Source organism: Microbulbifer okhotskensis (assembly GCF_023895975.1).
GTDB classification, from domain to species: domain Bacteria; phylum Pseudomonadota; class Gammaproteobacteria; order Pseudomonadales; family Cellvibrionaceae; genus Microbulbifer; species Microbulbifer okhotskensis.
The window spans coordinates 1-19,480 of record NZ_JALBWM010000045.1; the positions used below are offsets into that span (position 1 = coordinate 1).

The window sequence follows — 19,480 nt, forward strand, 5'->3', positions numbered from 1 at the left end:
GTCATCGACTGCTAGACAGGAGGCTTTAATGTTGCTCTATTGTCTCATGAATATATTTTTTGGGAAACTTTGTATTTAGTGCTGAATAGTTACGTTTTCTCTATCTATCAGTTTTCGATTTCTGGCGTGGCATTGGTTGTATATTTTGTGTTAAGTATCAGAAGCGTGAGATTATTTCCTGGCGGCTGGTTTATGGTGTTGGGCGCTCTGGCTTGCATAGTGTCTATGATTATCCAGCTCGACGGTTCTCTTTCAGTCGACATCATTTGGATTTTTAACCACAATAGCATTTATCATTTTGTACAGATGATTGGGCTTGTGTGTTTTATTTTGGGCTTGCGTAAATATTTTTTAAGAGGGTGAGCGGAGTTGGCTTTTGCACTATTCAAAATAGTGCGGGAGCTAGGCCTCTATAATTAGCGAAATTATGCGCGATGCCCGAGTTAAAAACGATGGAAGGACCTTGTAATAACGTCTGTAATCGGGGTGCCCGAATGAGCCTAAAAAACCAATCTGATAGCTACGGTTCTGTAGCCAAGTGGCTGCATTGGTTAATAGCCCTATTGTTTCTGGGCTCCTATATTACAGTGTATTCTCGCCAATGGTTCACAGAGGAAGAAACTCCTGAAAATTGGATTACTTTGCAGCTTCACCTTTCTATTGGCGTTACCATTGGTGTTCTGGTAATACTGAGAATTATCTGGAGGCTGGCCAGCCCTCCACCGAAGTTGGAGCCGGGACCTCCTCTTCAGCATTTCGCTGCCCATGCTGGTCATCTTCTGCTGTATATAGTGATGGTTATTACTCCTCTCACCGGGTATATGGGGACGGGGACTAATACAGATTACCTTTTCCTTTTTGAAATACCAAAATTTGAGAGTACCCGGATTTTCACATCACTGGTGCAGGATCGTTTGGGTATCTCCTTCGAGCAGTTTGAAAAGCCCGTTGATTTTATTCACAAAGAGGTGTTAGGAGAGTGGCTGGTGTGGATTCTAATACTGGGCCATGTGATGGCTGCGTTGTACCATCACTATATTAGAAGAGATCGCACTCTAATCAGGATGACGTTAACTCGCAAACTTTAGCTGCCGAAGACAGGTTTGGCAGAAACTGTGGGTTCTTTGGCGTTGAGGCCACCCATCAAATTTCTTAACCTGTTTGTTTGGCGAGGTTCAATTGCTTCAGTATTTTTCGGTCCCGGCTGGGAGTCGTTACTATCTGATGTGGGTGAGAAATGCCTCAGGGTTTTGAGAGATGTATGAGATATTTGCCACTTCTTCTTATTCTGCTACTCGCAGGTTGCCAGCCCGGCTCGGAAATTTATCGAATTGCTCAAGTTGATACTCGATCAGTCGAGAGCCGGCCGGGTTAACTTGACCTGCGGTATTCGCTAATGATGGGATCTTAATATTGGCTTGCTGGGTTCCTAGTATATGGCTCTTCTATCTTATGCTTGGGTAGGGCCATTGAAATTAGCGCAGTCAATGCGATAAATGCCGTTGAAATCAGTAAGCAGGTTATGAGACCTGCGCTTTGGAATACCCACCCAGACAACAGGGTACCGATCAAGCGTCCCGTAGCATTAGCCATATAGTAAAAACCGACATCCAGAGAAGCGCCATCTTCGCGAGCATAGGCAACAATCAGGTAGCTGTGCAGTGATGAGTTGATGGCGAACAATCCCGCAAACACTAAGAGCCCACCTAATACGACTACTTGTGGATCCAGCTCCTGATACAAGGCAATGGCAATCAATGCTGGCGCAGCGGCAAGCAGCAAGGCCCAAAAAAGAGCTGTTCGGCCATCCGGTGGTAGTGAGGATCGTGCTGATGTTATTTTGGGGGCCAGGGTTTGTACAATGCCATAGCCGATTACCCAGGACGCCAAGAAGGCGCCGACCAGCCAGTGACTCCAGCCAAATTGGTTCGCCAGGAATATGGGGAGAGCAATTACAAACCATACATCCCGCGAAGCGAATAGAAGCAAGCGGGCGGCAGATAGAATATTGACTGCAGGGCTTTTGGAGAAGATATCGCTGAAGCGGCTTTTGACCTTGGCCTTTCCCAAATCTTGCTTGAGGTATCTAAGGCTGAGCAGCCAAACAATACCGAGCCCCAGAGCCATTAAAGTAACGGCACCACGAAAATCGAATAAGGTGAGCAGGGCGCTGCCGAGGAAAAAACCCAGCCCCTTCAGTGCATTCTTAGAGCCAGTGAGCAAGGCGATCCACCGATACAAGGTTCCGTTAGCCCCATCCGGCACCAGCAACTTTATCGAGCTTTTCGCGCTCATCTTATTCAGATCTTTGGCAATTCCAGAAAGGGCTTGTGAGGCCATAACGAGCGGGACGCTGAGCAGATGACTTGGCACCAGTAGCATTGACAGGGCGGCGACTTGCAGAGCCAGCCCAAGATTCATGGTTCGGTTTAGACCAAACCGGGCCCCTAGCCAACCGCCGATCAGATTGGTGACCACACCAAAAAGCTCATAAAAGAGAAAGAGTAAAGCAATCTGCAGAGGAGAGTAGCCAAGCTTGTGGAAATGCAGCAGTACCAGCATGCGCAAAGCGCCATCAGTTAGGGTGAACGCCCAGTAGTTACCGGTGACCAAAAGGTACTGACGCACCGGAGAAGATAGATGAGTAAGAAACTGCATGATATTTTTCTGCGTACTGCTGCGTGTTTAGGGTGGTCATTTCAAAGTGCCAATCATTCGAGCGAGCTCCGCTGTACGATTCGCGTATCCCCATTCGTTATCGTACCAGGCATATATTTTTACCTGGGTGCCGTTAACGACCATGGTTGAAAGCGCATCGATAATGCTGGATCTGGGGTCGGTTCTGTAATCCACTGAGACCAGCGGTCTTTCCTCATAGCCCAGTATATTTTTCAGCTCGCCTGCAGCCGCTTCCTTGAACAGCTGGTTGACGGCTTCAGCTGAAGTAGAAGATTCCACTTCGAACACGCAGTCAGTCAAAGAGGCATTGGCAAGGGGAACGCGCACTGCATGGCCATTGAGCCGACCGGATAGTTCGGGAAAGATTGCAGCAATTGCTGAAGCTGAACCGGTTGTAGTGGGGATCAGGCTGGCTCCGCAGGCGCGTGCTCGCCTCAGGTCCGGATGGGGGGCATCGAGGATTGTTTGTGTATTGGTGATATCGTGAATGGTTGTGATTGAGCCATGACGAATGCCCAGGTTCTCATGGATGACTTTAACGACTGGGGCAAGGCAGTTTGTGGTGCATGAAGCTGCGGTAACTATTTGGTGTTGATCGGGTTGGTAAATATGTTGATTCACTCCCAATACAATATTGGGTACTCCGGCCTCTTTGACGGGCGCAGATACAAGCACTCTTGTCACCCCTTGTTGCAAATAGGGCTGTAAAAGCGCTGTGGATTTCATCTTGCCGGAAGCTTCGATCACAAGGTCGCACTCCCGCCAGTTGGTATCATTGATCGCGATATTTTGACTACAGCGAATTGGGTGGCCATCAACCTCTATGTTGCTTCCGTGTGCTTTCGCTTCCTTCCCCCAGCGCCCATGTACAGAATCAAAATTGAGCAGGTGGGCAAGAGTAGAGGCATCGCCAGCGGGGTCATTAATTTGTACAAACTCCACCTCTGGCCACTCCCAGGCAGCCCGCAAGACCAAACGACCGATGCGACCGAATCCGTTGATCCCAATTTTGATTGTCATTGCCACTTATTCTCCGTTATACCGTTTTTGCACATATGAGAAATCATATATATTGTGGTGAATTAAATAAATGATCGGTCATTGGTCTTAGCAACACAAACTTGTGCGCTGAGGCCTGTCTCCCATCTGAATCAGGTTGCTGAGATTCTCGGCTATAAAGTGTTGATTGGCCTTTAAAGTATCAAGCAGGATAGACCTGGCCCAGGCGCTCAAGTCAGGATTGATACGGTAGAAAACCCATTGACCCTGGCGGCGATCCTGCAGTAGATCAGAACTTCTTAGTAGTGCTAAATGCCGGGAGATTTTGGGCTGGCTAAGTTCCAGGGCGGTAGTCAATTCACATACGCATAATTCCTCCTCATAAGTGATCAGGAGGAGGGTGCGAAGACGCGTATCATCGGCCAAGCATTTGTAAAACTGTATTGGATTCATGGTTTCTGTTCTGTTCAGCTGTTGGCCTCTGTTTGAACTCCTACCACCCGCCTAGTTCGAGTGCTTCCTTCACCCACCGTTGAGTAAAATAGGTTGGGAAAAAGTATATCCGCTAGCCTTACTGTCATTATATATGGAGAGCCATATATTAATAGTCTTAAAAATGGCCTGCCAGGTCGGCAGGCCATTGAGAGGAGCTTAGAGCTTAAATTCAGCCCATATCGGTGCGTGATCCGAGGGGCGTTCCATTGCGCGGATGTCGTAGTCAACGCCGGTCGACACACACTTTTCCATCAGCGGGTTACTTGCGAGGATCAGATCGATACGGAGGCCGCGCTTGGGCTCACGATCAAACGCGCGGCTGCGATAGTCAAACCAGCTGAATACATCGTCAGTTTTCGGGTTCTGCGCACGGAAGGTGTCAGTGAGCCCCCAGCCTTCAATTCTCTGCAACCATTCTCGCTCTTCGGGGAGAAAGCTGCACTTGCCGTCGCGCAACCAGCGCTTGCGATTGGGTTCGCCAATGCCAATGTCCTGATCGGTTGGTGAGACATTCACATCGCCAATGACCAATACCGGAGCAGCCGGCTTGCAAGAGGTTTGTAAGTAAGTATCGAGATCTGCATAGTACTTCTGCTTTGCCGGAAATTTAACCGGGTGCTCACGATTTTCGCCTTGCGGGAAATAGCCGTTGATAACGGTGAGCGGCTCGGGGCCACCGATATCAAATTTGCCCGCAACCATCCGGCGCTGGGCATCGCTGGTATCTGTGGGGAATCCGTATTGGCGATCAATAAATGGTAGACGCGAAAGCAGGGCAACGCCGTAATGCGTCTTTTGCCCAAAGTAGATCAGCTCATAACCCAAATCTTTTATTGCATCTACCGGGAAATCCTCATCGGTAACCTTGGTTTCCTGTAAGCCGATAATGTCGGGCTGATGGCTGTCTACCAAAGACTGCATCTGATGCAGGCGAGTGCGAATACTATTGACGTTAAAGGAAACAACCTTCATTTCTTCCCCCAAATAAAAAAGGTCGGGCTAGCCCGACCTAAGAATAAGTTCGTGGACCGGGTGCACGCCGCGCACCCAGTACCTATCAATATTTAGAAGTTGGCGACTTGGGGCGGGGCCTTGCTGGCTTTATCGGCCAGGCCGATAAAGTCGGCCATTATATAGCCCGCTTCGTTTAAAATTGGATCTTTTTCCAATTCGATCTCCACAGGACCTCCGATGTTGGCCACTTCTTCTGACTCGCTTTCTTCATAAGCTTCAAAGTTCTCGTATGGCTCGAGACCTTTGGCGTTGCGGCGACGGTTTTCCATGCCCAGGAGGCGCTGATTTACGGACTCACGCTCCTGCTCACGCGCTGATTCATTGAGGGATACATGCTTTTTGTCTGCGCGCTCTGCGTCAAATTCGAATTGATCACGCAGGAAAACAAAGTCGGGATCTGATTTCGTGCGCTTGCTGTGCTTGGAGATCAAGTTTGGAATTAACATTTTCAGATTGAAATATTTTGCATGGGGAACTGCGTGGATACGATCCCAGGGCAGGGCAGAGTCGTAGGCACTCTCACCGACATTCTCCGCGTCAATCAGTTGTGGCATATCAATGTCTGGTTTTACACCGGCATGCTGAGTGCTATCCCCAGATACCCGGTAGAATTTGGACTGGGTGATCTTCAATTGACCCTCCTTCAAAGGGGCCATGGTTTGCACGGTGCCTTTACCAAATGATTGGTTACCTACCACCAGGCCACGATTGTAATCTTGGATCGCGCCGGCAAAGATTTCAGATGCAGAGGCTGACAATCGATTGATCAATACCATGAGTGGCCCGCGATACATGGCACGAGAGCGAGAGCGGTTGTGGCGTGAAATTTGTTCATTAGCATGACGTATCTGAACTACCGGACCCTGATCAATGAACAGGTCGGTGAGCATGGTGGCCTCCTGCAGGGAGCCGCCGCCATTGTTGCGCAGATCCAGAATAATGCCGTCAACTTTCTCTTCTTTCAGTTCACTGAGCAATCTGGCTACATCGCGTGTGGTGCTTTTGTAGTTGGGGTCGCGGCGACGGTAGGCATCAAAATCGATGTAGAAGGTCGGTAGGTTGATCACACCGATCTTGTAGCTTTTTTTGCCGTCAGAGAATTCAAACACCGCTTTCTTAGCTGCTTGGTCTTCCAGCTTTACTTTGCTGCGTTTGATTAAAATAGTTTTGTGGGTCCCGTCACCACCGGTGGGTATAGTCTCCAGGCGTACATATGTGCCGGCCTTGCCGCGGATCAGGTCAACAACATCGTCAAGGCGCCAGCCGACGACGTCAACCATCTCCCCTTCTTTATCCTGACCAACGCCGACGATCTTGTCGTTGGGCTTGATCTTGCCCGTGCGATCGGCGGGGCCACCATTTACCAGGCGTGCAACCTTGGTGTACTCCTCGTTAGCTTGCAGTACAGCGCCTATCCCCTCCAAGGAGAGGGACATGCTCATGTTGAAGTTTTCCAATGAGCGTGGCGATAAATAGTTACTGTGCGGATCATAGAGACGTGTAAGAGAGTTCATGTAGAGCTCAAACACGTCATCACTGTTTTGTTGTTCCAGGCGTTTTTTCTGGCCTTTGTAGCGGCGTGACAGAAGATCTTGGATATCCTCATCGGTTTTGCCTGTGAGGCGCAGATTCAAGATGCTGCTCTTAAGGCGCTTGCGCCAGAGTTCATCGGAAGCACTAATGGAGGTGGGCCACTGGCTGTTTTCGCGGTCTAATTCAAGGGACTCATCGCGAGAAAAATCGAATGTGGGCAAGCCCTTATCGAGCTGGGACAGTATGTTGTCCAGACGGTCTCCCATGCGCAGACGAAAACGATTATAAATATGAAATCCTGCGGTTACATCCCCGGCACGGAGCTGGTCGTCCATATCGGACTGCCATTCGCTGAACTCATTGATGTCTGAGGCAAGGAAATAGCTTTTGGTGGGGTCCAAAGCGTCGATATATTCGTTCCACAAGCTCTCCGACATTTCGTCGCCGATCTTGATCTTGTTGTAGTGCAGCATCTCAAGCTTACTGACTATCTCACGAGCAGTGCCACCCTGGCCCTCTTCCGGAGCCAAGTGCTCTGCGTCTGCCAGGGCAGTTGTGGAGAGCAGGCCAATGAACAAGAAGCCGGAAAAGTAAGCGGCGATTCGATTGGTAAGCATATGGAGTCTCTTTATACGTCCTACTTCATAGGCATCGGGCCCTTATGGCTCGGCGACCTATAGCTTAGGACAAGTATAAAGGCTGAAAGCTCCGAAGGGCATGAAATACCTCTAATCAGAGATGGATACTTCCCCTGAACGGCATATTTAGCAAAATGGATTTCTTATAATGCTACAAATTTAGGGTTTTTTTCTCATTTTGGCGTTCTGGATATCTATGGTCATCATCAATATTGGCTGCTGTTTGGCTTTCAGAATCGCTACACTTGAATCTTGTGACCATTGAGTCATATTGTTTGGGCCTTAATCCATATGCGCCCCGTCCTTAATTGCGTCCTTAACCGGGGGCCTGACCAATAGTTCTAATACGAACCTGAATGGGTAGCCAGGGGTATTGGCTTGATCTGCGCGCCAGGTAGGCAAGGTCAGCCCTAGCTTTCGGAGAGGAAAGTACCGCTGCCGCAATCTGTTTTGAAATTCATCTGAACCTCGGAGCTGCTCTGTTAGGCGGCTGGCAAGAGACAGGGTGGTAGATTGCTGCCTATCGTGTTTTTATCTTTATAAATTACATTAGTAAATAGATCTATCATTTTGATAATAAAGGATTTATTTATATTCAATGTAGAATGTCAGCAGGTGAACACTGACTTTGATGACTATGTCGTGGCAGGCACAAAAAGGTAGTGTTAAGAATTCTGTGTCATTTCTTTATTATTAGCAAAAAAGAGATGCCTCATGACCAAACCCACTTTCGATATGAAGGCTGCCGTTAAGGCGCTGCGTGAGGGCAAGGATATCAGCGGCAAAGAAGGCATCCTGACCCCGCTGATAAAACAACTCACTGAAGCGGCCATTCAGGCGGAGTTTCAAGCGAGCTGTCATCTGCTTCCCTAAGTAATCTAGGCCCAGTAATTGACAGGCGACTGGTTGGTATCTAAGTGGTGATAGCTAAGATGAACGGTTTAGGGGAAGGTTATGCCGGAGATGGTAGAGGTCGACATTCTGGTGCTTGGCGGAGGTATTCAAGCTGTCACCTTATTGAGGGAGTTGTCACCTGAGTTTTCAGTTATCGCGGTAAATGGCGGTTTATTTGACGCCGAGTCACTGCATTTCCATGGCTATTTTTCATCGGGCTGGAATGCCGCGCACCCGAAAGCGGCAAAAACCTATCGGGAGGCGGCAGGTTATTGGCGTAAACTACTTGAGGCTTCTTCGGTCAATAGCCGCCTTACTGCATTCTATGCCGCACTTCCTAGAGATTTCGTTGATATCGTTGAGCCGAATTGGCTCGCAGCGGGGATTTCTGCGGAAGAGACAACGCTTCCCACTCCATTCTTGACGACCAACCTACCATCGCACCAAAGCTTCAAATTTGATGATGACCTTGTGTTTGATGACGCTGAAGCTTATCTGCGTTTGAGTGCACCCGTGGCAAGCCACATAGTGGCTGGGCGCGCTGATAAAATTCAACGGGAGGGGAGCCGTGTCACTGGTGTGACGGTAAATGTCGGTGAATCCCAGCACCAGGTGAAGCCCCAATTGTTGCTCTCAGCCTGTGGCGCAGGCAACGCCGGAATTCTCGAAATGATGGGGGTAGCTGCAGAAACCGTTGATAAAGCACAGCTTGTACGGCCTCTGCATATGCTCTTAGCAAGAGGGGCAAGAGTTCCTCCTGTATCGGCTTTTCTGTTTGATTTGGTGGTGGTTTATCACCCTTTAGAGCAAGGCGAGGGCCTATGGATATTGAGCCTTAACCCCGAACACCCAAAGTTCCGCTCCGGGACAATTGATATGGCGACTCCACCCCCCATCGAAAAAGAGCTAATTCGCGATTCCCTAGAGCGCCTGTCAAATTGTATGGCAGGGTTTGATGATTGGGTGGCGAGTTGTCAGTGGGGGGTTTATACCGGCTGGAAAACCGATGCGCCGGGCCCAGATGGCAACGCGCTTATGCAGCTGAATTATCCCTGTCCCTATTACCTTGAGCGCTTTGAAATTGATAATTTTCTCAGCATTTGGCCCAACCACTGGGGATTGGCAGCGGCGGCAGCGAGGGAGGCGGGAGAATGGGTGCGCTCTCAGTTGAAGAGCCGTCATCCACAGCCAGATGAGGATAGTGGGTTGCGGTCTGGGCCTGGTAGTGGCCAGGCTATCGAGGATAGATGGCTGAGCGATAAGTTGGTCTGGCAGTCGTGGGAGGACTTTGTCCGACAGATTGGCTACCGTGACTAACCAGAGCGGCGATCAATTTCAGGTTTAGAGGTAACTCCAGGGTTGAAAATAACGCCACACTGAAAGCTGGTCGCTTGCAAAGGTTTTTTTTTTCTGTATCTTAAAAACAAATGTAACCGGTTACATTTTCTGAAACCGGTTCTCTGCGATGTGAATCACCCCCACGGGAAAATCTGATGAGTACAGCAGAGTAGAGGCCAGAAAAAATAAAAATATCCGGGTCGTCGCCTTTCTTCGGCGTCAGTGGGCCCCAGGGAAAGTGGTATGGGCAAGAAAATAAGAATGGGCATGGTGGGTGGTGGAGAAGGGGCTTTTATCGGCGCTATTCATCGAATGGCAGCGGCCCTTGATGGAGATATTGAGTTAGTGGCGGGCTGCTTCAGTAGTAGCCCGGAACGAGGGCTCATCACGGGAAACAAACTGGGGCTTAGCCCTGAGCGTGTTTATCCGAGTTACCAGCAGATGTTTCTGCAGGAATCCAAACGGATTGCCAGTGACCGCGTCGAGTTTATTGTGGTTGTTACGCCCAATGATTTGCACCTGCCAGTTTCAATCGCAGCATTGCGCGCCGGGTTTCATGTGCTTTCAGATAAGCCTGCGGCAGCTACCCTGGAAGGCGCCCATGAATTGCAAAAAGAAGTTGCCCGAACTGGGCAACTCTATGGCCTCACTCATACCTACGCCGCTTACCCTTTAGCGATGCAGGCGAGGGAGATGTTACGCCGGGGAGAATTGGGGCGGATTCGCCGGGTGTCGGTTGCTTACCCCCAGGGTTGGCTAGCCCTAGCTGATGACTCCAGTAACAGTAAGCAGGCCAGTTGGCGCACTGATCCAGCGCGCTCAGGGGAAAGCGGTTGCTTTGCCGATATCGGTACTCATGCCCATCATTTAGTGGAATTTTTCACCGGACAGCGAATCACGGAAGTCTGTGCAGATTTGCAATCGGTGGTCGACGAGCGCGCACTGGATGACGATGGTGCAGCCTTATTCAAACTCGAAACCGGTGGGCGTGGCACTCTCACTGCCAGCCAGGTTTGTGGCGGCGAAGGGAACAATCTGAATATCAGTATTTACGGTGAGCAGGGATCGCTGTTTTGGGAGCAGGAATCACCTAACCAGTTACAAATCAAACGCCGAGGGCATCCCGTTGCGATCTTGCGGGCGGGGGCAGACTGCGAATATCTGGATGAAAAAGTTCGAGCCCGCTGTAGAACTCCGCAAGGGCATCCAGAGGGTTATATAGAAGCGTTTGCCAATATTTACCGGGACTTCGCGCGGATGATTCACGATCGACGGGAAAATTTACCGGTGGATTCCAATAATTCAGTCGGGGATATAGAAGCAGGTGTTCGTGCGATGGCATTCGTACGCGGTGCCTTGGAAAGTAGCCGTAGCCAATCCTCCTGGGTGGCTTTGACACCCTATTGGGAATGAGAATAACAATCCCTAAAGTTTATATGTAGTTCCCCTAGCAGGATGGGAAGTCTGGCCGAAAGTACGGCACAGGGAAGTGCCGTGGCCGGTCTTTTTTCCTGTCAATTCTTGAACAGGTTTTCGGTGCTCCGCTAGAAGAGACTGCCAACCTGGTAGCTAGAGCTCACCTGGTTGAAAGGTTAATAAGTACAGCAGTAAAAAGGATAACAATAATGAAGGCACCCAGAATTCAGGGGCCCGGAATTTTTCTCGCCCAATTCCTACCGCCCGCGAATGAGTCGGTTACTTTGGAGTCGATGGTTCACTGGGCGGCAGAACTTGGCTACAGAGGTATACAGCTTCCCACTTGGGACAAACGAATTTTTGATTTGGAGATGGCCAGCAAGAGTCAGGCCTATTGTGACGATATTCTGGGAGTCTGTGAGAACTCGGGAGTGAAGATTACCGAGTTATCCACCCATTTACAGGGGCAGCTGGTTGCTGCGCACCCCGCGTATAAAGACATGCTGGATATTTTTGCTCCAGAAGGATTGCGAGGCGACTTGCCAGCCCGTGCGGAATGGGCGAGTAACCAGTTGTTCCTGGCGGCGTCTGCCAGTGCCAAGTTAAAGCTCAAATCCCATGCAACGTTTTCCGGAGCATTGCTCTGGCATACCTTCTACCCCTGGCCTCAGCGCCCCGCGATGCTGGTAGAGGAAGGCTTTCGAGAATTGGGCCGCTTATGGCGCCCCATATTGGATGCTTTCGACTCTGCCGGAGTTGACGTTTGCTATGAGCTGCATCCGGGGGAAGACTTGCACGATGGGCTTACCTTTGAACGCTTTTTATATGAAGTAGACGATCACCCAAGAGCAAATATTCTCTACGACCCCAGCCACTTACTTTTACAGCAAATGGATTACCTGGCTTTTATCGATATCTACCACGAGCGCATCAAGGCGTTCCACGTGAAGGATGCAGAGTTTCACCAGAGTGGCAGGGCTGGTGTATACGGAGGTTATGCTCCCTGGATAGATCGGCCTGGTCGTTTCCGCTCCCTGGGAGATGGTCAGGTGGACTTTAGAGGAATTTTCAGCCGCTTGACTCAGTATGGTTACGACCGCTGGGCAGTGCTGGAATGGGAATGTTGTATCAAGGACCAGCAGCAAGGCGCTAGTGAGGGGGCACCATTCATTCGGAATCATCTGATAACCGTGGCTGATAGGGCATTTGATGACTTTGCCGGGGCCAAAACGGATAGAGCCAGGAATCGTCGGATATTGGGGTTGGAATAGTCCCTGGCAACCGGTGCCGGTTAGCCAAGACTGATGTCATTGCACAATCAATAACAATAATTTTTGTGGAGGCAGGATTGATGAGCACACAGATGAATGCCCTGAACAGGAATGTTTTCCTGGTGGGGAATCTCTCAATTTTTATGATTGGCCTGGGGTTTGCTGTCAGGGCTTCTATCGCTGGCAATTTGCAGTCCGATATTTACGATCATATTGACCTTGCTAATTCTACCGCCATGCTCGGTGAAGCATTGGGTTTTACCTTTACTGGTTTTGCTCTCACCTTGTTGTTTGGCAGTGCCTTGGTGGACTTGGTTGGTATCAAGAGGATGCTGCTGCTTTCTTCGGTGGGTTATATTTTAGGTAGTCTGCTGATTATTGCAGCGTCACTGGTAAGTCCGGGAGAGGGGGTAGAAAACCTAGTGCTCGCCGGTTTACTACTGACCGGGTTGGGCTGGGGCGCAGTAGAGGCTGCCAGCAATCCGATGATTGCCGCTGTCGACCCGGAGAATAAAACGCACCGCTTGAATGTGCTGCATGCCTGGTGGCCTGCCGGCATCGTGGTAGGAGGCCTGTTGGGATTGGCTATTTCTGCCCTTGACCTACCTTGGCAACTGAATCTGATTGTATTGGCTTTACCAGCTGTCGTTATGGCCTGGCTGGTTGCTACAACGGAGTTCCCGGTAACTGAGCGGGTCTCCTCCGGCATCAGTTATGGAGAGATGTTAAAGGAAGTGTTCAAACAACCCATGTTTATCTTGCTGTGGGTATGTATGTGGCTGACGGCTGCAACAGAACTTGCTCCTGGCCAGTGGGTAGATCTTACACTCTCGCGGGTTGTCGGTATGAAGGGCATCCTGATCCTGGTGTATGTGAGCATGTTGATGTTCGTAATGAGGCACTTTGCTGGCCGCTTAGCCAAGAAAGTATCGACTGTCGGGTTGCTGTGGCTGAGCAGCTTGCTAGCGGCAATAGGTCTCTACTGCTTGGGGATGGCTCGCACCCCGGTAACGGCATTCCTGGCGGCAACGGTCTGGGGTATTGGTGTTTGCTATATGTGGCCCACCATGCTCGCCACGGTTTCCGAACGCTTTGTTCGAGGTGGCGCGTTGTTTTTAGGGTTGCTGGGCTTTGCCGGTGGCATGTCCATTCAGTTTGCTCTGCCAAAACTCGGGGCCATTTTCGATACTGCCAAGATCGAAGCTGCCGGTGGACTGGACGCATTTGAAAAGCTGAACGGGGATGAACTGGAGGCAGTATTGGTAACGGCCTCAGTAGAGTCTTTCCAGTCTCTGACCGTAGTCCCATTAATCTTGCTGCCTATATTTGCTTTCATCTGGTTTTGGGATCGCAGGCAGTCGCCGGGTAAAACGCAAGGTGCCGTTACAGCGGGCGATCAGTAGATATTTTCTCTCTATGCGAAAATAGCCCGCTTATAACAAGGAATTAGCAGGAAAGTATGTCAAATATTCGCGAAGTCGCACGGCGCTCCGGCGTTTCGGTCGCGACCGTGTCCAGAACCCTGAAAGATCCGCAAAGGGTTTCTCCGCAGACTAGGGAGCGGGTCCTGAAGGCCGTGGAAGAGGCCGGTTACCGGCCCAATCTGCTGGCGAGGAATTTTAGTTCCGGCAAATCGTTTGCGGTGATGGTGCTGGTTCCTAATATCGCCAATCCATTTTTCTCCAAGGTGATCCGGGGAATAGAGAAAGCGGCGCAGGATCAGGGTTACTCCGTGTTGCTGGGTGACACCAAGGGCGAACCGACCCATGAGCAATTTTATGCCGGTATGGCGCTGACCAATCAGGCCGACGGATTGATTCAGCTGGATAGCCGCTATCCCTTCGCAGACAAAGATGCGGCTTTAGCCGCATCAGTCCCGATGGTGAATGCCTGTGAGCGTATTGTTGAAGATGACCGTTATCCGGTTGTTGAGCTGGACAACAGTGGTGCAGCGCAGGCGATGGCTCGCCATTTCATTGAATTGGGTCACCGTCGTTTAGGAATAGTGACCGGCCCGTTAGAGAGCCCGATTGTGCGCGACCGCCTGGCGGGGTTTGATGAAGAACTGCAACGACATGGCCTTGAATTGAATCCAAACCTGGTGGTCAACGGTGAATTTACTCTGTCATCCGGCGCAGAAGGAGCCCATAAGCTACTTTCAGGCCCAATCGTGCCCAGCGCCATTTTCTGTATGAATGATGAAATGGCTATAGGCGCTATTCATCAGGCGAAGAAGATGGGGTTGCAGGTTCCTGCGGATGTGTCGATTGCGGGGTTCGATAATATCGAATTTTCCCAATTTACCGATCCATCTCTCACCACCATCGATCAGCCTGCGGAAACAATGGGCCGTTATGCAATGGAAACACTGCGTAAAATTATTGACGGTAAGCCCCTGAAATCCAGTCGTACTATTTTACCGTTTGAACTGATAGCGCGCGGCAGTACCAGCCGCTGCCACGATTGAAAAGACACTTACGGTTAGGCTGTGTAGTGATCAACTGAATAGATAACCACCCATTCATGTGGAGATAACAATGAAGAAAAAATTCACTGAGACACAATCGCACACTTCTCTGTTGGCAGCCGCAGCTTTGCTACTCACTATGGGCGGCTGCGAACAAATACCTGGGAAAGCCGATGTACAAGCGGAACACCAGTGGCGCTACCTGTTTGATGGAGAAACCCTGCAGGGGTGGACTGGAGCAAATGGCTCCCAGGTAGGTGAGGCTTGGCAGGTCATTGACGACAATCTGGTGCTCACGACAGGCGGGGCCGGAGATATTGTGACCACTGATCAGTTTGCTGATTTTGAGCTTGAATTGGAGTGGAAAATATCTGTGGGGGGCAACAGTGGCATTATCTACCGGATAGCCGATAGCGATGCTCCCGTGTGGATGTCAGGTATGGAGTATCAGGTATTGGATAACACTGCTTTCTCCAACCTTGAAAAACTCAGTCACAGTGCGGGGTCCGTATTTGATATGTACGCACCCAGTGAAGATAAAGTAAAGCCTGCAGGTGAATTCAATAAAACGCGTATTCGTGTAGAGGATGGTCGTGTTGAGCATTGGCTGAACGGTAGCCTGGTTGTCAGTTATGAACTTTGGTCCGCTGACTGGGATGCACGTCTTGCCAGTAGCAAGTTTTCGGCCTACTCGGATTTTGCCCGTAGCGAAAACGGCTTTATCGCCTTGCAAGATCACGGTGATAAAGTCTGGTATCGCAATATTAGAATCCGGGAGCTGTAAATCATGGGTATTTCTGGAGTGGGCGTTTGGCAAATTCTGATCGTGCTTATGTTAGGGGTGTTGCTGTTTGGCAGCGGTAAGATCCGCCGTATGGGAGAAGATCTTGGTGGTGCTATTAGCGGTTTCCGCCGCTCATCGCGCCAAGGTGACCGAGAGAGCTTTGAGGTTAGCGCCAAAGAAGAGTTGCCAGATGGATTTATCCAGCCTGGAGAGCGGCGATGAAACGCCGGAATTTTGTGCAGACGGGTATCGGCTTGACTGCAGCGGTTTTGGCAGCGCCCTTACTTGGCGGTAGCCCACGGATTCCTGCAGCCGAGAAAAATCGTTTTTTCAAGATTTCCCTGGCTCAGTGGTCCCTACATAGGCAACTGCGTAGTGGCGCCCTTAAAGTGCTGGATTTCCCGATCAAAGCAAAGAAGTCCTTTTCTATTGATGCGGTGGAATACGTAAACCAGTTCTTTCCCGATAAGGCCAGGGATCGCAAATTCCTTGCGGATATGAAAATCCGGGCGAAGGATCACGGTGTCAATAGTCTGCTGATTATGGTGGATGCTGAAGGTGACCTAGGCAATCCCGATAAGAATGAAAGGCAGCAAGCGGTAGAGAATCACTTTCAATGGGTTGAAGCTGCCAAGTTCTTAGGTTGTCACTCTATTAGGGTAAATGCGAGTGGGCAGGGGACTAGTGAGGAAGTAAGCCGTGCCAGCACACAAGGATTGCGCTCATTGGCAGAGTTTGCACAGGATTTTGATATCAATATTTTGGTGGAGAATCACGGTAGTTATTCCTCCAATGGACTTTGGTTATCTCAATTGTTGCGAGAGGTGGATATGCCAAACTGCGGCAGCCTGCCAGACTTTGGTAATTTTGGTGATTACGACCGCTACTTGGGAGTGCAACAGTTAATGCCCTTTGCTCGAGGAATCAGTGCAAAAAGTTTTTCTTTCGATAAGGAGGGCAACGAGGTCAACACTGATTTTGCCCGTATGTTGCGGATTATTCGCAGCGCCGGCTACCAAGGCTATATCGGTATTGAATACGAGGGCTCTGGTGATGAGGAGTGGGGCATTAGGACCACTCAACAATTGCTACGCAGTTTGTCGCAACAACAGGAATCGTCCCTAGCTCGACCAGTCAGCTAAAAAAATTAGGTTATAGATGTAACCGGTTACTTTTTTTAAAAATTAGCATCTCAGATAGTTGATGGTTTTTCGTTCTTATAATCTAAAAACTAACCAGATATTCTCTAATTGTTCGTATTGTAAGTACAAGGCAGCAAGAATCGATAAAAATATTTAACGGAGAATGTAACCGGTTACAGTTTTCTGTTAGTGAATAATCAAAAAATTTACCGAACAAAGCAAAAATAATTGATGAAGTAGGAGAGAGGCGATGCCGAAGGATGACTTCGAGAAAAAAGAGTACGACATACTTATTGTTGGCTCTGGTGCAGGTGGTGGTATGGCGGCTTACGTGCTCGCGACTGCCGGATTAAAAGTGCTAATGCTGGAAGCGGGACGTTCCTATGACCCGATCAAGGAAACCCCCATGTTTAACCTGCCCAAAGATGCGCCACTGCGCGGGGGCAGTACGCCGGAAAAGCCGTTTGGTTTTTATGATGCGACCGTTGATGGCGGCTGGCAGGTGCCGGGGGAACCCTACACTCAGGCTTCTAACGAACGGGGCCAGCGTTTTGATTGGTGGCGTGCACGCATGCTGGGTGGGCGCACCAACCACTGGGGGAGAATTTCCCTGCGCATGGGGGAGTACGATTTTAAACCTCACTCAAGGGATGGGCTCGGTTTTGACTGGCCTATCAGCTACCAAGAACTAGCGCCTTATTACGATAAAACTGAGATGCTGATTGGTGTCTATGGCACTAACGAAGGGTTGGAAAATACTCCAGATTCGTCTGATGGTGTGCTGTTGCCACCGCCAAAACCTCGCGCCTACGAGTTGCTCGCAAAAAAATCTTGCGACAAGTTGGGCATCCCGGTAATTCCCTCACACCTGGCCATTCTCAGTGAGCGCCTGGACCACGAGAATATCCCACAGAAGCTTTTTCCCAATAACAAACTCGGCCAGAGCGTAACACGGGAATCAATGAAGTCCCGCGCAGCCTGTTTTTGGGCGACTCCCTGCGGGCGCGGCTGTTCCATCAAAGCGAACTTCCAGTCCACCACGGTGCTACTGCCTCCGGCAATGGCGACCGGCAACCTGGATATCATTACTGATGCCATGGTTCGCGAGGTAACGATTGATAAAAAAGGCCAGGCCAACGGGGTCCTCTACGTTGATAAAAATACCCGTCAGGAAAGATTTGCCAGTGCCCGTGCCGTAGTCGTTGCGGCTAGCGCTGCTGAGACTTCGCGCATTCTTCTCAATTCAAAAAGCACATTGTTCCCCGATGGTCTCGCCAACGGCAGCGGCGTGGTGGGCAAATACCTGATGGACACTGTGGGCGCCGGTATTGGTGGCCAGATTCCCGCTCTGGAAAATATGCCTGCGCATAACGAAGATGGCGCTTCCGCAATGCATATGTATATGCCCTGGTGGCTGTACAAAGAGCAGTTGCGCGGAGACCTGGATTTTGCCCGAGGTTACCATATTGAATTCGGTGGTGGCCGTAGCATGCCCGGTGCAGGGGCTTTCGGAGGCATGGGGAATTTCACCAAAGGTGCCTATGGCAAGGATTTGAAAGAGGCTTGCCGACGCTACTACGGCTCCTTTGTATGGTTCGATGGCCGTGGCGAGATGATCCCTAACGAAGACAGCTACTGCGAAATTGACAAGGGCCAGGTGGACCAATGGGGTATCCCGGTTCTGAAATTTCATTGGAAGTGGAGTGAGCATGAACTGAACCAAGCGGCCCATATGCACAAGACTTTTGCCGGGATTATCGATGGCATGGGCGGCAAGGTGACCTCGACCGTACAAACAGACGGTGCCAAGGCAATTATCAACGGCGGTGCGATTATTCATGAAGTAGGCACCGCGCGCATGGGTAACAACCCAAAAAATTCTGTGCTCAATCCACACTGCCAGTCTTGGGAGGTTTCCAACCTCTTCCTCACCGACGGTGCGCCCTTTGTTTCCAATGCGGATAAAAATCCAACCCTCACCATAATGGCGCTGGCCTGGCGCACTTGCGACTACATCGTGGATCAGTTCAAGAAGAGGAACATCTGATATGAGCAAGGAAAAAACCAACCTGGGCCGCCGTAATGCCCTGCGCTTGATTGCCACCACCGCCGCTGCAGTTCCGGTGATTGGCTGTTCGGAGAAAGTTGCGCAAAAAGTTGTGGTTAAAGAGGAGGTACCAGCAGCAAAGCCGGCGGTAAGAAACCTAAGTGCTCCGAAACAAACTCTGGCTCGAGGTACCCCGACGGACCCGGATCTACTCAATCCAGTGGTGTCCTGGGAGATGCAGCTGGATGCGAGCGAATTGGCAGTTCTGGTGGCGCTGTGCGATGTAATTATCCCGGCGGATGAGATTTCCCCTGGCGCCTCTTCTGTGGGGGCCCAGCACTACATCAATGAATACGTCAGTGCACCTTATACCAACAACAAAGCGGATCTTGTCACGATTCGCGGAGGAATAGTGTGGCTGGAAGGGGAGTCCAGGCGCAGATTCGACACCTCTTTTACTGAACTGAATGAACCTCAAAAAGCCGCAATTTGCGACGACATCTCATGGACCCGTACGGCAAAGCCGCAGTTCCAGGCCGGAGCACGCTTCTTCGCCAAAGTCAGGGTTTTGACAACTACGGCTTTCTACACCACTGAGGAGGGCATGGCTGATATTGGCTACGTGGGCAACAGGCCTATGGCCAGCTTCCCCGGTGCGCCACCGGAGGTCCTAAAGCGACTGGGTCTGGATAGCTAGTTTTTGCCTTTTACGTCATCCCTCAGGGCTGGAGGTGCACTATCAAAAAATATTGAGTCAGGGGTA

Annotated in this window: 17 protein-coding genes and 1 pseudogene; 13 read left to right on the forward strand and 5 right to left on the reverse strand. The window is 50.3% G+C overall.

The annotated features are described in order from the left end of the window. Positions 1-78 precede the first annotated feature (78 nt). Both MO867_RS23975 and MO867_RS11560 read left to right on the forward strand, forming a co-directional pair. Positions 79-363 (forward strand): DUF6962 family protein, encoded by a 285-nt coding sequence (locus MO867_RS23975; RefSeq protein WP_373565883.1) that lies wholly within the window; start codon positions 79-81, stop codon positions 361-363. Positions 364-494: 131 nt separating this feature from the next. After that, positions 495-1,088 carry a cytochrome b gene (locus MO867_RS11560; protein WP_252466818.1) on the forward strand — a complete coding sequence of 198 codons (594 nt, stop codon included), beginning with the start codon at positions 495-497 and terminating at the stop codon, positions 1,086-1,088. A 319-nt stretch (positions 1,089-1,407) separates the two neighbouring features. Here the strand turns inward: MO867_RS11560 and arsJ are convergent, their stop codons facing one another. From arsJ to MO867_RS11585, 5 genes are all read right to left on the reverse strand, one after another. Then, positions 1,408-2,658 (reverse strand): organoarsenical effux MFS transporter ArsJ, encoded by a 1,251-nt coding sequence (gene arsJ / locus MO867_RS11565; RefSeq protein ID WP_252466841.1) that lies wholly within the window; start codon positions 2,656-2,658, stop codon positions 1,408-1,410. A gap of 36 nt (positions 2,659-2,694) precedes the next feature. Beyond that, on the reverse strand, positions 2,695-3,699 hold the full coding sequence (locus MO867_RS11570; RefSeq protein WP_252466864.1) for an ArsJ-associated glyceraldehyde-3-phosphate dehydrogenase: 1,005 nt from the start codon (positions 3,697-3,699) through the stop codon (positions 2,695-2,697). Between the two features lie 87 nt (positions 3,700-3,786). Then, positions 3,787-4,131, reverse strand: coding sequence for a metalloregulator ArsR/SmtB family transcription factor (locus MO867_RS11575; protein WP_252466866.1), 345 nt, complete (start codon positions 4,129-4,131; stop codon positions 3,787-3,789). Positions 4,132-4,329: 198 nt separating this feature from the next. Further along, positions 4,330-5,145, reverse strand: a complete 816-nt coding sequence (gene xthA, locus MO867_RS11580; RefSeq protein ID WP_252466868.1) for an exodeoxyribonuclease III — start codon at positions 5,143-5,145, stop codon at positions 4,330-4,332. A gap of 92 nt (positions 5,146-5,237) precedes the next feature. Continuing rightward, positions 5,238-7,337, reverse strand: coding sequence for a carboxy terminal-processing peptidase (locus MO867_RS11585; protein ID WP_252466870.1), 2,100 nt, complete (start codon positions 7,335-7,337; stop codon positions 5,238-5,240). Positions 7,338-8,072: 735 nt separating this feature from the next. On the opposite strand from MO867_RS11585, the pseudogene MO867_RS11590 reads away from it, so the two are divergent. From MO867_RS11590 to MO867_RS11640, 11 genes and pseudogenes are all read left to right on the forward strand, one after another. After that, positions 8,073-8,201, forward strand: a pseudogene (locus MO867_RS11590) (IS256 family transposase); the annotation flags it as partial. A 111-nt stretch (positions 8,202-8,312) separates the two neighbouring features. Further along, positions 8,313-9,569 carry an FAD-dependent oxidoreductase gene (locus MO867_RS11595; RefSeq protein WP_252466872.1) on the forward strand — a complete coding sequence of 419 codons (1,257 nt, stop codon included), beginning with the start codon at positions 8,313-8,315 and terminating at the stop codon, positions 9,567-9,569. Between the two features lie 264 nt (positions 9,570-9,833). Next, positions 9,834-11,003, forward strand: coding sequence for a Gfo/Idh/MocA family protein (locus MO867_RS11600; protein ID WP_252466884.1), 1,170 nt, complete (start codon positions 9,834-9,836; stop codon positions 11,001-11,003). 212 nt (positions 11,004-11,215) lie between these two features. Beyond that, positions 11,216-12,277, forward strand: a complete 1,062-nt coding sequence (locus tag MO867_RS11605) for a sugar phosphate isomerase/epimerase family protein (protein WP_252466905.1) — start codon at positions 11,216-11,218, stop codon at positions 12,275-12,277. Between the two features lie 80 nt (positions 12,278-12,357). Beyond that, positions 12,358-13,680, forward strand: coding sequence for an MFS transporter (locus MO867_RS11610; RefSeq protein WP_252466907.1), 1,323 nt, complete (start codon positions 12,358-12,360; stop codon positions 13,678-13,680). Between the two features lie 56 nt (positions 13,681-13,736). Next, complete coding sequence (locus MO867_RS11615; protein WP_252466909.1) at positions 13,737-14,744, forward strand: LacI family DNA-binding transcriptional regulator; 1,008 nt, start codon at positions 13,737-13,739, stop codon at positions 14,742-14,744. Between the two features lie 70 nt (positions 14,745-14,814). Beyond that, entirely contained in the window at positions 14,815-15,528 is a 714-nt protein-coding gene (locus tag MO867_RS11620) for a 3-keto-disaccharide hydrolase (RefSeq protein ID WP_252466921.1), read from the forward strand. Between the two features lie 3 nt (positions 15,529-15,531). Continuing rightward, the gene (locus MO867_RS11625) at positions 15,532-15,750 is read left to right on the forward strand and encodes a twin-arginine translocase TatA/TatE family subunit (protein ID WP_252466923.1); all 219 of its coding nucleotides are present in this window, start codon (positions 15,532-15,534) and stop codon (positions 15,748-15,750) included. Next, on the forward strand, positions 15,747-16,670 hold the full coding sequence (locus tag MO867_RS11630; RefSeq protein WP_252466935.1) for a sugar phosphate isomerase/epimerase family protein: 924 nt from the start codon (positions 15,747-15,749) through the stop codon (positions 16,668-16,670). Before MO867_RS11625 ends, MO867_RS11630 begins: the two co-directional genes overlap by 4 nt. 250 nt (positions 16,671-16,920) lie before the next feature. Beyond that, the gene (locus MO867_RS11635; protein WP_252466947.1) at positions 16,921-18,717 is read left to right on the forward strand and encodes a GMC oxidoreductase; all 1,797 of its coding nucleotides are present in this window, start codon (positions 16,921-16,923) and stop codon (positions 18,715-18,717) included. A gap of 1 nt (position 18,718) precedes the next feature. Then, positions 18,719-19,414, forward strand: a complete 696-nt coding sequence (locus MO867_RS11640; protein WP_252466959.1) for a gluconate 2-dehydrogenase subunit 3 family protein — start codon at positions 18,719-18,721, stop codon at positions 19,412-19,414. The last annotated feature ends 66 nt before the right edge of the window (positions 19,415-19,480 follow it).

What these genes read in the sequence shown, in the direction of transcription:
- MO867_RS11560 (WP_252466818.1), top strand. Translation starts at nt 495, where the DNA reads ATGAGCCTAAAAAACCAATCTGATAGCTACGGTTCTGTAGCCAAGTGG.
- arsJ (WP_252466841.1), bottom strand. Translation starts at nt 2,658, where the DNA reads ATGCAGTTTCTTACTCATCTATCTTCTCCGGTGCGTCAGTACCTTTTG.
- MO867_RS11570 (WP_252466864.1), bottom strand. Translation starts at nt 3,699, where the DNA reads ATGACAATCAAAATTGGGATCAACGGATTCGGTCGCATCGGTCGTTTG.
- MO867_RS11575 (WP_252466866.1), bottom strand. Translation starts at nt 4,131, where the DNA reads ATGAATCCAATACAGTTTTACAAATGCTTGGCCGATGATACGCGTCTT.
- xthA (WP_252466868.1), bottom strand. Translation starts at nt 5,145, where the DNA reads ATGAAGGTTGTTTCCTTTAACGTCAATAGTATTCGCACTCGCCTGCAT.
- MO867_RS11585 (WP_252466870.1), bottom strand. Translation starts at nt 7,337, where the DNA reads ATGCTTACCAATCGAATCGCCGCTTACTTTTCCGGCTTCTTGTTCATT.
- MO867_RS11595 (WP_252466872.1), top strand. Translation starts at nt 8,313, where the DNA reads ATGCCGGAGATGGTAGAGGTCGACATTCTGGTGCTTGGCGGAGGTATT.
- MO867_RS11600 (WP_252466884.1), top strand. Translation starts at nt 9,834, where the DNA reads ATGGGCAAGAAAATAAGAATGGGCATGGTGGGTGGTGGAGAAGGGGCT.
- MO867_RS11605 (WP_252466905.1), top strand. Translation starts at nt 11,216, where the DNA reads ATGAAGGCACCCAGAATTCAGGGGCCCGGAATTTTTCTCGCCCAATTC.
- MO867_RS11610 (WP_252466907.1), top strand. Translation starts at nt 12,358, where the DNA reads ATGAGCACACAGATGAATGCCCTGAACAGGAATGTTTTCCTGGTGGGG.
- MO867_RS11615 (WP_252466909.1), top strand. Translation starts at nt 13,737, where the DNA reads ATGTCAAATATTCGCGAAGTCGCACGGCGCTCCGGCGTTTCGGTCGCG.
- MO867_RS11620 (WP_252466921.1), top strand. Translation starts at nt 14,815, where the DNA reads ATGAAGAAAAAATTCACTGAGACACAATCGCACACTTCTCTGTTGGCA.
- MO867_RS11625 (WP_252466923.1), top strand. Translation starts at nt 15,532, where the DNA reads ATGGGTATTTCTGGAGTGGGCGTTTGGCAAATTCTGATCGTGCTTATG.
- MO867_RS11630 (WP_252466935.1), top strand. Translation starts at nt 15,747, where the DNA reads ATGAAACGCCGGAATTTTGTGCAGACGGGTATCGGCTTGACTGCAGCG.
- MO867_RS11635 (WP_252466947.1), top strand. Translation starts at nt 16,921, where the DNA reads ATGCCGAAGGATGACTTCGAGAAAAAAGAGTACGACATACTTATTGTT.
- MO867_RS11640 (WP_252466959.1), top strand. Translation starts at nt 18,719, where the DNA reads ATGAGCAAGGAAAAAACCAACCTGGGCCGCCGTAATGCCCTGCGCTTG.